At 77.0% G+C, this 17,082-nt stretch carries 2 protein-coding genes; both read left to right on the top strand.

Going from position 1 to position 17,082, the window contains the following annotated elements; translation table 11 throughout:
- Window positions 1-3 precede the first annotated feature (3 nt).
- Window positions 4-6,759 (top strand): SDR family NAD(P)-dependent oxidoreductase, encoded by a 6,756-nt coding sequence (locus ACTWQH_RS15180; protein ID WP_443287056.1) that lies wholly within the window; start codon window positions 4-6, stop codon window positions 6,757-6,759.
- Window positions 6,756-17,082, top strand: a 10,327-nt coding sequence (locus ACTWQH_RS15175; RefSeq protein WP_443287055.1) for an SDR family NAD(P)-dependent oxidoreductase, incomplete at its 3' end; no start/stop codon positions are given. The genes ACTWQH_RS15180 and ACTWQH_RS15175, both read left to right, overlap by 4 nt.

Genomic DNA, 17,082 nt, shown 5'->3' with positions numbered 1-17,082 from the left:
CGAATGGTCAGCGAAGAGAAACTGGTCGAGTATCTGCGCCGGGTCACCACCGAGCTGCACGACACCAGAACCCGTCTGCGGGAGCTGGAGGACGGGCAGCACGAGCCGGTGGCGGTGGTCGCCATGGCCTGCCGCTTCCCCGGCGAGGTCCGCTCGCCCGAGGAGCTGCGGCAGTTCGTGCTCGCCGGCGGCGACGCGATCGGCGACTTCCCCACCGACCGGGGCTGGGACCTGGACGGCCTCTTCCACCCCGACCCGGGCAACGTCGGCACCAGCTACGTCAGCCAGGGCGGCTTCCTCTACGACGTCGACCGCTTCGACGCCGCCTTCTTCGGGATCAGCCCGCGCGAGGCGCTGAGCATGGACCCGCAGCAGCGGCTGCTCCTGGAGCTGTCGTGGGAGGCGCTGGAGCGCGCCGGCATCGTCCCCGACACGCTGCGCGCCAGCCGCACCGGCGTGTACGTGGGGGTGTCGAGCGAGGACTACATCTCCGGCATGCCGCGCATCCCGGACGGCTTCGAGGGCTACGCCACCACCGGCAGCCTCACGAGCATCATCTCCGGCCGCATCGCGTACACGTACGGCTTCGAGGGGCCCGCGGTCACCGTCGACACCGCCTGCTCCTCGTCGACGGTGGCCATCCACCTGGCGGGCGAGGCGCTGCGGCGCGGCGAGTGCTCGCTGGCCCTGGCGGGCGGCGTCACGGTGCTGTCCACGCCGCTGATGTTCACGGAGTTCTGCCGGCTGCGGACGCTGGCGCCCGACGCCCGGTGCAAGCCGTTCGCCGCCGCCGCCGACGGCACCGGCTTCTCGGAGGGCGCGGGCCTGCTGGTGCTGGAACGCCTCTCCGACGCCCGCCGCAACGGGCACGAGGTGCTGGCCGTCCTGCGGGGCTCGGCGATCAACCAGGACGGCGCGAGCAACGGCCTGACCGCGCCCAACGACGTCGCCCAGGAGAACGTCATCCGGGACACGCTGGCGCGGGCGGGCCTCACCAGCGCGGACGTGGACATGGTCGAGGCGCACGGCACGGGCACCCGGCTGGGCGACCCCATCGAGGCGGAGGCGCTGCTGGCCACCTACGGCCAGGACCGGCCCGGCGACCGGCCGCTGTGGCTCGGCTCCATCAAGTCGAACATCGGCCACACGCACGCGGCGGCCGGGGTCGCGGGCGCGATCAACACCGTGATGGCGCTGCGGGACGGGAAGCTGGCCCGGACCCTGCACATCGACGAGCCGACCCGGCACGTGGACTGGAGCGACGGCACGGTGCGGCTGCTGACGGAGCCGCAGGACTGGCCGGCGAGCGACAGGCCGCGCCGCGCGGCGGTGTCGTCGTTCGGCGTCTCCGGCACCAACGCGCACATGATCCTCGAGCAGGCCCCGGACGCCGATGAGGAGCCGGCGCCTGCGGCCGGCGGCGCCGCCCACGGCGTGGTGGCCTGGCCCGTCTCGGGGCGCACCGAGGCAGCGCTGCGCGAGCAGGCCGCGCGGCTGGGCGCGTTCCTGGCGGAGGACGGAACGGACGGCACGGACGGCGCGGACGGCGCGGACTGCACGGCGGGCGACCCCGCCGCCGTGGGCTGGTCGCTGGCGACGCGCCGCTCGGCATTCGAGCACCGGGCCGTGGTGGTGGGCCGGGACCGCTCCGGGCTCCTCGCCGCGCTCGACGGCCTGACGGCCGGCGAGCCGGGCCCCGCCGTGGTGCGGGGCGTGGCGGGCGACGTGGGCGCCGGCCCGGTCATGGTCTTCCCCGGGCAGGGGTCGCAGTGGCTCGGCATGGGCGTCGAACTGCTGGAGGCCTCCCCGGTCTTCGCCGCGCGCGTCGCCGAGTGCGAGGCGGCGCTGGGCGAGTTCGTGGACTGGTCGCTGACCGACGTGCTGCGCGGCGCCGACGGCGCGGCCGACATCGGCCGGGTCGATGTGCTCCAGCCGGTGCTGTGGGCGGTGATGGTGTCGCTGGCCGCGGTGTGGGAGGCGCACGGCGTGCGGCCGGCGGCCGTGGTGGGCCACTCGCAGGGCGAGATCGCCGCGGCCTGCGTCGCGGGCGCGATGACGCTGCGGGACGGCGCCCGCGTGGTGGCGCTGCGGGCGCTGGCCCTGCGGGCGCTGTCCGGGCACGGCACCATGGCCTCGCTGGGCTGCGGCGTCGAGCTGACCGAGGAGCTGGCCGCCTCGCACGCGCCGGAGGTGACGGTCGCGGCGGTCAACGGGCCGTCGTCCACGGTCGTGTCCGGGCCGCCCGAGCAGGTCGCGAAGCTGGTGGCCGCCGCCCAGGGCGACGGTCTGCGGGCCCGCGCCATCGACGTGGACTACGCCTCGCACGGCCCGCAGGTCGACCGGATCGCCGGCGAGCTGGCCAAGGTGCTCGCCGGGGTGTCCGGCGCCGCCTCGGACGTCGCCTTCTACTCGACGGTGACCGGCGCCCGCATGGACGCCTCCGGCCTGGACGCCGGCTACTGGTTCACCAATTTGCGGCAGCCCGTGCGCTTCGCCGACGCCGTCCAGGCGCTGCTCGCCGACGGCTACCGGGTGTTCGTCGAGGCCAGCGCGCACCCCGTGCTGTTGCTCGGCATGCAGGAGTGCTTCGATGCGGCGGGCGTCGCCGCCGTGGGCATCGGGACGCTGCGGCGGGACGAGGGCGGCCCCGAGCGGCTGTGCCGGGCGCTGGCCGAGGCGCACGTCGCGGGCGTCGCGGTCGACTGGACCCGCTGGTACGCCGCCGGTGACGGGCCCGCGCCCCGGGCGGTGCCGCTGCCGGTGTACGCCTTCCAGCGGGAGCGGTACTGGCTGCCGACCGAGGGCGGCTCCGCCGGGGCCGGCGGGTCCGGCGCGTTCGGCGGCGCGGCCGGCGTCGCGGGCGCGGGCCTGATCCCGGTGGGGCACCCGCTGCTGCCGGCGGCGGCGCGGCTGCCGGACGGCAGCCTGCTGCTCACCGGGCGGCTGCCGGAGGCGGCCCGCGCGGGCTGGCTGGCCGAACACGTCGTCGCGGACGTGGCGTTGCTGCCCGGCGCGGTGCTGATGGAGTGGGTGCTGCGGGCGGCCGACGAGGCCGGGTGCGGCGGCATCGAGGAGCTGGCGCTCCAGGTCCCCGCGGCGTTCCCCGCCTCGGGCGGCCTGCTGGTCCAGGTGGTGGTGGGCGCCGCCGACGGCGAGGGCCGGCGTTCGGTGCACGTGTACTCCCGGCCCGAGGAGGACGGCGAGCACGCCGGGGTGCCCGAGCCGGACGCCTGGCTCTGCCACGTCTCCGGCACGCTGCTGCCGGGCCGGGCCGGACCGGTGCCGCCCGGCCTGGACGGCGCGTGGCCGCCCCCGGCGGCGCGGCCGGTGGCCACCGACGGGTTCTACGAGCGGGCCGAGGCGGCGGGCTACGGCTACGGAACGCACTACCGGGGCCTCGAGAGCGTGTGGCGCGACGGCGATGACACGCTGGCCGAGGTGACGCTGCCCACGGAGGCGGCGGACCAGGCGGACGGCTTCGGCATCCATCCCGCGCTGCTCGACGCGGTGATGCAGCCGGTGCTGCTGGCCGGTCACCTCGACGCCGAGGGCTCGGGCGGTGAGGTGCTGCTGCCGTTCACCTGGAGCGGGGTGTCGCTGTGGGCCGGCGGCGCGACGCGCGTCAGGGTCCGGCTGTCGCCGCTGCCGGGCGGCGGGCTGCGGGTGCTGGTGGCGGACGCCGCGGGCGCACCCGTGCTCAGCGCGGACGCGGTCGCGCTGCGCGAGACCAGCGTCCAGCAGCTCCGCGCGTCGAGCCGTGCGCGCGGCTCGCACGGCCTGTACGCCGTCGAGTGGGCGCCGCTGCCCGGCACGCCCGACGCGGCGGCGGCCCCGGTCACGCTGGCGGTGCTGGGCGACGACGCCCCCGAGCTGCCCGGCGCCGAGCGCTACGCCGACCTCGGCGCGCTGTCCGGCGCCGTGGACGCGGGCGCCGAGGTCCCGCAGGCCGTGGTGGCCGTGGCGCCGGCCGGCGGCGCGGACCCGGCCGGGGCCGACGCGGCCGACGCGGGCCTGAGCGCCGCGAGCCGCGTCCTGACGCTGGCTCAGGCCTGGCTGACGGTGAGCGGCGGGAGCGAGGGCGCGCGGCTCGCCGTGGTCACCCGCTCGGCGGTGCGCGTCGAGGACGCGGGCGCGGAGCCGGTGGACCCCGCCGCCGCGGCGGTCTGGGGACTGCTGCGCAGCGCGCAGACGGAGCAGCCGGGGCGTTTCCTCCTCGTCGACACCGACGCCGACACCGATGACGCGGACCTGGCGGCGGCCGTCCGCGAGGCCGTGCGCGCCGACGAGCCGCAGCTCGCGCTGCGCGGCGGGCGCGCGCTGGTGCCCCGGATGGCGCGGGCGGACCGTGAGGCGGAGCTGGCGCCCCCGCCGGGCGAGCGGGCCTGGCGCCTGGTGGCCGGCACGACCGGGCCCGAGGGCCTGACGGCGGCGCCCAGCCCGCGCGCCGCCGCGCCCTTGGCGCCCGGGCAGGTGCGGATCGCCGTGCGGGCCGCGGGGCTCAACTTCCGCGACGCGCTGATCTCCCTGGGCATGTATCCCGACGCCTCGGCGACCATCGGCAGCGAGGGCGCCGGCGTCGTCGCCGAGGTGGCCGACGACGTGACGGGCCTCGCCGTCGGCGACCGCGTGATGGGCCTGTTCGACGACGCGTTCGGCCCGCTGGCGGTAGCCGACGCACGGATGCTCGCCCCCGTGCCGCACGGCTGGGGCATGCGGGAGGCGGCGGCGGCGCCGGTGGCGTTCCTCACCGCCTGGTACGGCCTGGTCGAGCTGGGCCGGCTGCGTCCCGGCGAGCGCGTCCTGATCCACGGCGCGACCGGCGGCGTGGGCATGGCGGCGGTGCAGGTGGCCCGGCACCTGGGTGCCGAGGTCTACGCCACCGCGAGCCCGGCCAAGCACCCGGTGCTGGAGGGCATGGGCGTCGATGCCGCCCACCGGGCCTCCTCGCGTGACCTCGACTTCGAGGAGGCGTTCCGGTCGGCGACCGGCGGCCGGGGCGTGGATGTCGTCCTCAACAGCCTGGCGGGCGAGTTCACCGACGCCTCGCTGCGGCTGCTGGCGCCCGGCGGGCGGATGGCCGAGATGGGCAAGACGGACGTGCGCGATCCGCAGCGGGTCGCGCGGGACCACGGGGGCGCGGCGTACCGGGCGTTCGACCTCATCGCGGACGCCGGTCCCGCGCGCATCGCCGAGATGCTGGCCGGCCTGGGCGGGCTGTTCGCCGACGGCAAGCTCACGCCGCTGCCCGTCGCCGCGTGGCGGCTCGGCCAGGCCCGGCAGGCGCTGCGGCAGCTCAGCCAGGCCCGGCACACCGGGAAGCTGGTGCTGGAGGTGCCGCCCGCGCTGAACCCGGACGGCACGGTGCTGATCACCGGGGGCACCGGCACCCTCGGCGGCCTGATCGCCGAACACCTGGTGCGCGCGCACGGGATCGGGCACCTGCTGCTGCTCAGCCGCCGCGGCCCGGACGCGCCCGGGGCGGGCGAGCTGACGGCCCGTCTCACCGAACTCGGCGCGCGGGTGCGGGTGGCGGCGGCGGACGCCGGGAACGCCGCCGACCTCGCCGAGGCGCTCGCGGGCGTCGACCCGGCGCATCCGCTCACCGGCGTCGTCCACGCGGCGGGCACCGTGGCCGACGCCATGCTGCCCTCGCAGGACGAGGAGCGCCTGGCCGAGGTGTGGCACGCCAAGGCCGCGGCGGCGGCCCACCTGCACGCCGCCACGGCCGGGATGCCGCTGGGCATGTTCGTGCTGTTCTCCTCCTTCGCCTCGACCCTCGGCACCCCGGGGCAGGCCAACTACGCCGCCGCGAACGCCTACTGCGACGCGCTCGTCGAGCGGCGGCACGCCGAGGGCCTGCCGGGCGTCTCGGTGAGCTGGGGCCTGTGGGCCGCCGCGAGCGGGCTCACCGGCGGGCTGACCGAGGCCGACGTGGCGCGCATCGCCCGCCAGGGCATCGTTCCCACCAGCACCGAGCAGGGGCAGGACCTGTTCGACGCGGCGCTCGGGCACGGGCGGCCCGCGCTGCTCGCGCTGAACCTGGACACCCGCGGCCTGGCCGCGCAGCCCCCCGCGGCCCTGCCCGCGCCGCTGCGCGCCCTCGCGGCGGACGCCCGTTCCGCCGGGGCGGCGGCGCGGCCGACCGCGTCGTCGGGGGCGGGGGGCGAGGATCCCGGGGACTGGGCGTCCCGGCTGGCCGGGCTGGCCCCGGCCGAGCAGCGCCGCCTGCTGACCGACATGGTCCGCAGGCACGCCGCCACCGTGCTCGGGCACGCCGACCCCGCCGCCGTGCCCGCCGACGCGGCGTTCAAGGAGCTCGGGTTCGACTCGCTGACCGCCGTCGAGCTGCGCAACCGCGTCACGGCCGCCACCGGCCTGCGGCTGCCCGCCACGGTCATCTTCGACTACCCGGAGGCCACGGCGCTGGCCGAGCACCTGCGCACCCAGCTCGCGCCCGACGGCCAGGCGCCGGCGGCCCGTGACGCCTACGCGCCCGTGCTCGGCCAGCTCACCAGCCTGGAGGAGGCACTCACGGCGCTGGCGGCGCTCGCCGCACCCGGCGCCGACGGAGCCAACGGCGGCGAGGCGGGCGAGGGAGGCGACCCGGCGGCGGTGACGGCGCGTCTGGAGTCGCTGCTGGCCACGTGGAAGACGGCCCACGCCACGAGCCAGAACGGCGGCGGCGCGGCCGAGCGGCTCCAGGCCGCGACGACCGACCAGGTCCTGGACTTCATCGACAAGGAACTCGGAGTGCAATGACTACGGAGGCGACGGAAGAGCGGCTGGTCGACTACCTCAAGCGAGTCGCCGCCGACCTGCACGACACCCGGGCACGCCTGCGCGAGGTGGAGGACGGACAGCGCGAGCCGGTGGCCATCGTGGCGATGGCCTGCCGCTACCCGGGCGGGGTCGCCTCGCCCGAGGACCTGTGGGACCTCGTCGCCGCGCGCCGGCACGCGATGACGGCGTTCCCGGCCAACCGCGGCTGGGACCTGGAGCGGCTGTTCCACCCGGACCCCGGCCACCCGGGCACCACCTACGCCCGCGAGGGCGGGTTCCTGCACGACGCCGACCTGTTCGACCCGGAGTTCTTCGGCATCAGCCCCCGCGAGGCGGCGGCGGTCGATCCGCAGCAGCGGCTGCTGCTCGAGGTGGCCTGGGAGGTGCTGGAGCGGGCGGGCATCGACCCCGCGTCGCTGAAGGGCGGGCCCGTCGGCGTGTACGCGGGCACCGCGCTGCCCGGCTTCGGCACGCCGCACGTCGACCGGGCCGCGGAGGGCTACCTGGTCACCGGCAACGCGCCCAGCGTGCTGTCGGGCCGGGTGGCGTACACCCTCGGCCTGGAGGGGCCGGCCGTCACGGTGGACACGGCGTGCTCGTCGTCGCTGGTGGCGATGCACCTGGCCGCGCAGGCGCTGCGGGGCGGCGAGTGCGACCTGGCCCTGGCCGGCGGCGTGACGATCATGACGACGCCGTACGTCTTCACCGAGTTCGCGCGGCAGCGGGGCCTGGCGGCCGACAGCCGCTGCAAGGCGTTCTCCGAGTCGGCCGACGGCACGGCGTTCTCCGAGGGCGTGGGGCTGCTGCTGCTGGAGCGCCTGTCGGACGCCCAGCGCAACGGCCACCGCGTGCTCGCGGTCATCCGCGGCTCGGCGATCAACCAGGACGGCGCCAGCAACGGCCTGACCGCGCCCAACGGCCTGTCGCAGCAGCGCGTCATCCGCTCCGCGCTGGCCAACGCCCGGCTCTCGCCGTCGGACGTGGACGCGGTCGAGGCGCACGGCACGGGCACGACGCTGGGCGACCCCATCGAGGCCCAGGCGCTGCTGGCGACCTACGGTCAGGAGCGCCCCGACGACGACCGGCCGCTGTGGCTGGGCGCGGTCAAGCAGAACCTCGGGCACACGCAGGGCGCGGCGGGCGTCGCCGGCGTCATCAAGATGGTCATGGCGATGCGGAACGCCGCGCTGCCCGCCCTGCCGCACGCCGGACGGCCGACGCCCGTCGTCGACTGGGACGGCGGCGCGGTGCGGCTGCTGGCCGAGCCGGTGGCGTGGCCGTCGGGGGACCGGCGGCGCCGGGCCGGGGTGTCGTCGTTCGGCATCAGCGGCACCAACGCCCACCTGATCCTGGAGGAGGCCCCGAGCCGCCCGGAGCCGCAGGACGCGGAGGAGCCGGGGGCCCCGGCCCCCGCGAACGCCTCGCCGCGGCCGGAGGGCACGGTCGTGCCGTGGGTGGTCTCGGCGCGCGGAGCGGCCTCGCTGCGGGCGCAGGCCGCGGCGCTCGCGGAGCACGTGGCCGCGCGGCCGGACGTGCCGGTCGACGACATCGGCTGGTCCCTGGCGGCCACGCGGTCGGCGCTGGACCACCGGGCGGTCGTGCTGGGCGCGGACCGCGAGGAGCTGTGCGCCCGGCTCGCCGAGCTCGCGGAGGGAACCTCCCACCCGGACGCGACGCTGGCGTCCGCGCCGGCGCGGCTGGGCGGCAGCGCGTTCCTGTTCACCGGTCAGGGCAGCCAGCGCCCCGGCATGGGCGCCGAGTTGTATGCGGCGTACCCGGCGTTCGCGGCCGCCTTCGACGAGGCGTGCGCGGCGCTGGACTCCCATCTCGAGGGGCAGCGGCCGCTGCGCGAGCTGGTCTTCGCGCCCGCCCGCGAGGGCGAGGCGTCGCCGCTGGACGCCACGGGCGTGACGCAGGCCGCGCTCTTCGCCGTCGAGGTGGCCCTGTACCGGCTGGTCGAGTCCTTCGGCGTGGTGCCGGGCTACCTGGCGGGCCACTCGGTCGGCGAGCTGGTCGCCGCCCACGTCGCGGGGGTGCTGTCGCTGCCGGACGCCGCGCGGCTGGTCGCCGCCCGGGGACGGCTGATGCAGGCGCTGCCCGAGGGCGGCGCGATGGTCGCGCTGGAGGCCGCCGAGGAGGAGGTGGCGCCGCTGCTGGCCGGCCGCGAGGACCGGGTCGCGCTCGCCGCCGTCAACGCCCCGTCCTCGGTGGTGGTCTCGGGCGAGGAGGAGGCCGTCGAGGACATCGCCCGCACGCTGCGGGAGAGCGGGCACCGCACCCGGCGGCTCGCGGTCAGCCACGCGTTCCACTCGCCGCTGATCGAGCCGATGCTGGAGGAGTTCCGGCGGGTCGCGGCCTCGCTGGCGTACGCCCCGCCGCGGATCGCCGTCGTGTCGAACGTCACCGGCGCGCTCGCCGGAGCCGAGGAGCTGTGCGACCCCGACTACTGGGTGCGGCACGCCCGGCAGCCGGTGCGGTTCCGCGAGGGGATCGCCGCGCTGCGCGCGGAGGGCGTCAGCCGCTTCCTGGAGCTGGGCCCCGACGCCGTGCTGACCACCATGGCGCGCGACTGCCTGTCCGCCGAGGGGCCGGGCCAGGGTTCGGGCGCGGGCGAGCCCGTGCTGGCCACCGGGCTGCGCAAGGGACGCGACGAGTCCCGCACGCTGCTCACGGCGCTCGCCCGGCTGCACGTGGACGGCGAGGCCGTCGAATTCGCCGCCGCCTTCCCGTCCGGCGCCTCGGCGACCGAGCTGCCCACCTACCGCTTCGACCGCCGCCGCTACTGGCGCAATCCCTCGCAGGGCGAGGCCGACGTGCGGGCCGCCGGGCTGGAGGCGAGCGACCACCCGCTGCTGCGCGCCGCCCTCGAACCGGCGGACGGAGGGGTGCTGCTGACGGGCCGTCTGTCGCTGGGCAGCCAGCCCTGGCTGGCCGACCACGCCATCGTCGACGCCGTGCCGCTGCCCGGCACGCTCTTCGTGGAACTCGCCCTCCACGCCGGCGAGCGAGGCGGCTGCGACCGGATCGAGGACCTCACGCTCGAGGCGCCGCTGCTGATGCCCCCGGCCGGGGCGGTGGACCTCCAGGTCGCCCTCGGCGCCGCCGAGCCGTCCGGCCGGCGCGCCGTCACGATCTACTCGCGCCCGTCCGGCGGCGAACCTGACGCGGCGGACGACGCGAACGCCGTGGACGCCGCGGACGCCGCGGAGAACGGGCCGTCCGGCCCGTGGCGACGGCACGCCACGGGCACGCTCGGGCGGGCGGGCGCGGCCGAGGCCGCCGAGCCGCCGGCCCAGTGGCCGCCCGCCGGGGCGGTCGCCATCGACGTCGACGGGCTGTACGAGCGGCTGGCCGCCGACGGCTACCGGTACGGACCGGCGTTCACCGGGCTGCGCGCCGCGTGGCGGGCCGGCGACGAGATGTACGCCGAGGTGGCCCTCGCGCCCGAACAGCGCGGCGACGGCGCCGCGTACGCCGTCCACCCCGCGCTCCTCGACGCCGCCCTGCACCCCATCGGCGAGCTGTTCACCGGCGAGGACCAGGCGGGCGGCGCGCCGGGCACGGTCCGGCTGCCGTTCTCCTTCGGCGGCCTGCGGCTGCTGGCGCGCGGCGCGTCCCGGCTGCGGGTCAGGGTCACCCCGACGGGCCCGGACAGCGTGACGATGCGGCTGTCCGACGACGCGGGGGCCGAGGTCGCGACCATCGACTCCCTCGCGCTGCGCACCGTCTCCGCCGAACGGTGGCGGTCCGGGGCTGGCCAGGCCGACAGGTCGCTGTACCGGCTGGAGTGGGAGCCCTTCGCGGCGTCCGCCTCGGCGTCGGCGTCGGCCTCGGAGACCTGGGCGGTCATCGGCTCGGACGCGACGGACCCCGCCACCGGCTCGCTGCCCGAGGAGCGGGTGACGCGCCATCGGGACCTCGACGCGCTGCGCGCCGCGCTCGCCGCCGGCGCGCCGGCACCCGACCTGATCGTCGTGGGAGCCACCGAGAACGCCGACGACGCCGGCGACGCCTCCGACGCCGACGAGCCGCCCGCCCTGGTCCGCGCCGCCACGCACCGGACCCTGGCGCTGCTGCGCGACTGGCTGGCCGACGACGCCTTCGCCGGCACCCGTCTGGTGGTCCTCACCGCCGGAGCCGTCGCGGCCGAGCCGGACGACTCCCCCGCCGACCTGGCGGGCGCCTCGGTCCTGGGCCTGCTGCGCGCCGCCCAGGCCGAACACCCGGGCCGCGTCACCGTGGTGGACCTGGACGACGCCCCGGCCTCCCGGGACGCGCTGGCGGCGGCGGTCACCGCCGCGGGGGCGGCCGACGAGCCCCACCTGGCGCTCCGCGACGGCCGCGCGCTGGTGCCCCGGCTGGTCCAGGGCCTCCCCGACGAGCCCGGCCAGCACGGCCGGCACGGCCAGCCCACCGGTCAGGACGCGGCACCCGCCCCGCTCGACCCCGAGGGCACCGTCCTGATCACCGGCGGCACCGGCTCCCTCGGCCGGCTCGTCGCCCGGCACCTCGTCGAGACGCACGGCGCCCGGCATCTGCTGCTGGTCAGCAGGAGCGGGCCGGACGCCGAGGGCATCGAGGCGTTCGCGGCCGAGCTGGCCGGTCTGTCGGCCGAGGCGCGCGTCGAGCGCTGCGACACCACCGACCCCGAGGCATTGGCCGCCCTGCTCGCCACCGTCCCCGAGGAGCACCCGCTGACGGCGGTGATCCACACCGCGGGCGTGCTCGACGACGGCGTCGTCACCTCGCTGACGCCCGCCCAGCTCGACGCCGTGCTGGCGCCGAAGGTGGACGCGGCCTGGCACCTGTACCGGCTGACGCGCGACGCGGGCCTGGCGGCGTTCGTGCTGTTCTCCTCCGCCGCGTCCGTCCTCGGCAACGGCGGGCAGGGCAACTACGGCGCGGCGAACGCCTTCCTCAACGCCCTGGGCGAGCGCGTCCGCGCCGAGGGCGGCTCCGCGACCTCGCTGGCCTGGGGCCTGTGGGGGGTCGGAGACGGCATGACGGAACACCTCGCCACCGCCGACCTGGCCCGTATGGCGCGCTCGGGCACCGCCGCGATCTCGGAGGAGCAGGGCCTGGCCCTGTTCGACGCGGGGCTCGCCAGCGCGTTGCCCGTGCTCGTGCCGGCCAGGTTCGACCTCGCCGTGCTGCGCGAGCAGGCCGCCGCCGGAACGCTGCCGCCGCTGCTGCGGCGCCTCGTGCGCGTCCCCGTGCGCACGGCCTCGGCGGGCTCGGCGGCCCCGGCGGCCGAGGCGCCCTCCTGGGCCGGGCGGCTGGCCGGGCTGCCCGAGGCCGAGCAGGACCTGGTGATCGGCGAGCTGCTGCGCGAGCGCATCGCCGCCGTCCTGGCGCACCCCGATCCGGACTCCATCGAGCTGGGCCGGACCTTCCAGCAGCTCGGCCTCGACTCGCTGACCGCGCTGGAGCTGCGCAACGCCATCCACGCCGCGACGGGCGTACGCCTGCCCGCCACCGCCATCTTCGACTACCCGACCCCCGAGACGCTGGTCGGCCACCTGCGCACCGAGCTGCTCGACACCGTGGCCGCTGCCGCCTCGGCGCCTCTCCCGCCGGGCCCTCGCCCCGCGGCCGGGAACGCCGACGACCCCGTCGTGGTCGTCGGCATGGCCTGCCACTACCCGGGCGACGTGCACTCCCCCGACGAGCTGTGGCGGCTGGTGGCCGACGGGGTGGACGCCATCGGGCCGTTCCCCGAGGACCGCGGCTGGGACGTCGCCGGCCTGTACGACCCCGACCCCGAGCGGACGGGCAAGAGCTACACCAGTCAGGGCGGCTTCCTGCGTGACGCGGCCCTGTTCGACGCGGAGTTCTTCGGGATCAGCCCCCGGGAGGCGCTGGCCACCGACCCGCAGCAGCGGCTGCTGCTGGAGACGGCGTGGCAGGCGTTCGAGCACGCCCGCATCGATCCGGTGTCGCTGCGCGGCAGCCGGACGGCGGTGGTCACCGGCATCATGTACGACGACTACGGGGCGCGGTTCCTCGGCCGGATCCCGGAGGGCTACGAGGGCCAGATCATGACCGGCAGCACGCCGAGCGTGGCGTCCGGCCGGGTGGCCTACACCTTCGGCCTGGAGGGGCCGACGCTCACCGTGGACACGGCGTGCTCGTCGTCGCTGGTGGCGATGCACCTGGCGGCGCAGGCGCTGCGGGGCGGCGAGTGCGACCTGGCCCTGGCCGGCGGCGTGACGGTGATGGCGACGCCGAACACCTTCGTCGAGTTCTCGCGGCAGCGCGGCCTGGCCGCGGACGGGCGGTGCAAGCCGTTCGCGGCCGCCGCCGACGGCACCGGCTGGAGCGAGGGCGCCGGGCTGCTGGTGCTGGAGCGGCTGTCGGACGCCCGCCGCAACGGGCACCGGGTTCTCGCGGTCCTGCGCGGCTCGGCCGTGAACCAGGACGGCGCCAGCAACGGCCTGACCGCCCCCAACGGCCCCTCGCAGCAGCGGGTGATCCGCCAGGCCCTGGCCAACGCCGGCCTCGCCCCGTCCGACATCGACGCGGTGGAGGCGCACGGCACGGGCACGACGCTCGGCGACCCGATCGAGGCGCAGGCGCTGCTGGCGACGTACGGGCAGGAGCGGCCGGAGGACCGGCCGCTGTGGCTGGGCGCGATCAAGTCGAACCTCGGCCACACGCAGGCCGCCGCGGGCGCGGCGGGCGTCATCAAGATGATCATGGCGATGCGGCACGGCCAACTGCCCGCCACCCTCCACGTCGACCGGCCCAGCCCGCACGTGGACTGGGACAGCGGCAACGTCCGGCTCCTCACCGAGCCCGCCGACTGGCCCGAGACCGGCCAGCCGCGCCGCGCCGCCGTCTCCTCCTTCGGCATCTCCGGCACCAACGCCCACGTCGTCCTCGAGCAGGCCCCCGACCGGCCCGAGCCGGAGCGTCCCGTGTCGGAGGCGGCCCCCGAGGCCGGCGGCCTCGTGCCGCTCGTCCTCTCCGCCCGCACCGCCGGCGCGCTGCGCGACCAGGCCGCGAACCTGGCCAGGCGGCTCCCCGCCGCCGAGGTGGAGGAGGTGGGCTGGTCGCTGGCGACGACGCGGTCGGCGTTCGAGCACCGGGCGGTGATCGTGGGCGACGACCGGGAGTCGCTGCTGGCCGGGCTGGAGAAGCTGGCCGCGGACGAGCCCGATCCGGCGGTCGTCACCGGCACGGTCACGACCGCGAAGGCGGGCCCCGTCTTCGTCTTCCCCGGCCAGGGGTCGCAGTGGCAGGGCATGGGCGTGGAACTCCTGGACACCTCGCCCGTCTTCGCCGCCCGGATCGCCGAGTGCGAACGCGCCCTCGCGCCGTACGTCGACTGGTCCCTGACCGCCGTGCTACGCGGCCAGGACACCGACACCGACCCCACCCGCGTGGACGTCATCCAGCCCACCCTCTGGGCCGTCATGGTCTCCCTGGCCACCCTCTGGAACCACCACGGCATCACCCCCGCCGCCGTCATCGGCCACTCCCAAGGCGAAATCGCCGCCGCCTGCGTCGCCGGAGCACTCACCCTGGACGACGCCGCCAAAGTCGTCGCCCTCCGCAGCCAAGCCCTCCGCACCCTCACCGGCCACGGCGGCATGGCCTCCCTCACCCTCAGCGCCGACGACACCACCACCCTCCTCACCGAACTCGGCGAGGCCGCCTCGGGCATCGCCATCGCCGCCCACAACGGCCCGGCCGCCACGGTGATCTCCGGCCCGTTCGAGGAGATCACCACCGTCCTGACGGCCGCCAAGGCCCAGGGGGCGCGGACCCGCACCATCGACGTCGACTACGCCTCCCACGGCCCCCACGTCGACCGCATCCACAACGACATCACCACCGCCCTGGACGGCCTGACCCCCACCACCTCCGAAGTCGCGTTCTACTCCACCGTCACCACCCAACGCCACGACACCACCGACCTGAACGCCGACTACTGGTACACCAACCTCCGCCAACCCGTCCGCCTCACCGACACCCTCACCACCGCCCTCGCCCACGGCCACCGCCACTTCATCGAAATCAGCCCCCACCCCGTCCTCATCCCCGGCATCCAGGACACCATCGAAACCGCCACCACCACCGCCGCCACCATCCCCACCCTCCGCCGCGACCACGGCGGACCCCACCAACTCGCCCACGCCCTCGCCCACGCCCACACCACCGGCCTGACCATCAACTGGCACCCCTGGTACACCACCACCCCACCCACCACCACCGACCTCCCCACCTACCCCTTCCAACACCAGCGCTACTGGCTGGCCATGGACGGCGGACCGGGCGACCTGCGGGGCGCGGGGCTCACGTCGGTGGCGCACGCCCAACTCGGTGCCGCGGTCGAACTGGCCGACGGCGGCCTGGTGATGACGGGCCGCCTGCCCTCCGCCGGGAGCGGCGGCTGGCTCGCCGACCACGTCGTCGCCGACACCACCCTGGTGCCGGGCGCGGCCCTGGTGGAGTGGGTGCTGCGGGTCGCCGACGAGGCGGGCTGCGGCGGCGTCGAGGAGCTGGCGCTCCAGGCCCCGATGACGCTGCCCGCGTCCGGCGGGCTGCGCGTGCAGGTGGTGGCGTACGCCCCCGGCGAGGACGGCCGCCGCGAGGTGCGGGTGCACTCCCGTCCCGACGCGGACGACGGCTCGGCGCCCTGGACGTGCCACGCCATCGGGCACCTGGCCTCGGCGCCTCCTGCCACCCCGGACGCGGCGGACGCGGTGCTGGCGGGAGCGTGGCCGCCGCCGGGCGCCGAGCCGGTGGAGGTGGCCGGCTTCTACGACCGCGCCGAGGCGATGGGCTACGGCTACGGCCCGGCGTTCCGCGGCCTGACCGCCGCCTGGCGGCAGGGCGACGACCTGCTCGCCGAGGTCGCGCTGCCCGAGGCGGCCGGCGAGGGCGCCGACGGGTTCGGCATCCATCCCGCGCTGCTCGACGCCGCCCTGCACCCCCTGGCGCTGGACGGCCAGGGCGAGGAGGGACAGCTACGGCTGCCGTTCGCCTGGAGCGGCGTCACGCTGTGGGCCACCGGCGCACGCGCGGCGCGGGTCCGCATGTCCCCGCTGGAGCACGGCTTCCGGCTCGTGGTGGCCGACGCGGCGGGCGGCGCGGTGCTCAGCGCCGAGTCCGTGGTCGTCCGCGCGACGAGCGCGCGGCAGCTGCGCGACGCCGGCACGCGGCGGGTCGACGGCCTGTACGCGGTCGCGTGGGTGCCGATGCCGGCGTCCTCGGAGGCCGTGGCGCCGGGATCGGTCGGCTTCGACGCCGCGGAGTGGGCGGTCCTGGACGGTGGTCCGCTCCCGTTCGACGTCGACTCCTCGGAGGAGGACCGGCCGCCCCGCTACGCCGACATCGACGCCCTGCTCGCCGCCTGCGCCGACGACGGGACGGCAACGCCCTCGACGGTGCTCGCCGGCGTTCCCGCGTCCGAGAGCAGCGACCCGGAATCGGCCGACGGCGCGCTGGCCGTGACCGCCGGCGCGCTGGCGCTGGCGCGGCGGTGGCTGGAGGAACCGGCCCTGGCCGACGCCCGGCTGGTGCTCGTCACCCGCGGCGCCGCCGCCGTGGACGAGGGCACGGACGTCGACCTGGCGGCGGCCGGCGTGTGGGGCCTGGTGCGCAGCGCCCAGTCGGAGAACCCCGGCCGTTTCCTGCTGTGCGACATCGACGACGACGCTCGCCCCGGCGAGGTGCTCGACGCCGTCGCGCGGGCGGTGGCGCTCGACGAGCCGCAGGTGGCGGTGCGCGGTGGTCGCGTGCTGACGCCTCGGCTGGAGCGGGCGGCGGCGCCGGAGTTGACGCCGCCGCCGGGCGAGGTGGCCTGGCGGCTGGCGTCGAACGACGCCGGCACCATCGACGGCGTCGAGGTCGTGGCCTGTCCCGAGGTGCTGGAGCCGCTGGCGCCCGGGCAGGTCCGGATCGCGGTGCGCGCCGCCGGCATCAACTTCCGCGACGTGCTGATCGTGCTCGGCATGTACCCGGACAAGGGCGTGTTCCGGGGCAGCGAGGGCGCGGGCGTGGTGCTGGAGGTGGCCGAGGACGTGACCTCGGTGGCCGTCGGCGACCGCGTGCTGGGCCTGTTCGAGGGCGCCTTCGGCCCCATCGCCGTCGCCGACGCGCGTGCTCTGGTGTCCATCCCGCCGGGCTGGTCCGACCAGCAGGCGGCGGCGGTTCCGACGACCTTCCTGACCGCCTGGTACGGGCTGGTGGACCTCGCCGGCCTCACGGCGGGCGAGAAGATCCTCATCCACGCCGCCACCGGCGGCGTGGGCACGGCGGCCGTGCAGATCGCCCGCCACCTCGGCGCGGAGATCT

Source organism: Streptomyces sp. 6N223, assembly GCF_052246635.1.
Classification (GTDB): Bacteria; Actinomycetota; Actinomycetes; order Streptomycetales; family Streptomycetaceae; genus Streptomyces.
The sequence above is the reverse complement of the archived record's forward strand: the minus strand, read 5'-3'. Positions and strand labels throughout refer to the sequence as shown.

Excerpts from the sequence above, each read along its gene's own strand:
- ACTWQH_RS15180 (WP_443287056.1), top strand. The coding sequence starts at position 4 with ATGGTCAGCGAAGAGAAACTGGTCGAGTATCTGCGCCGGGTCACCACC.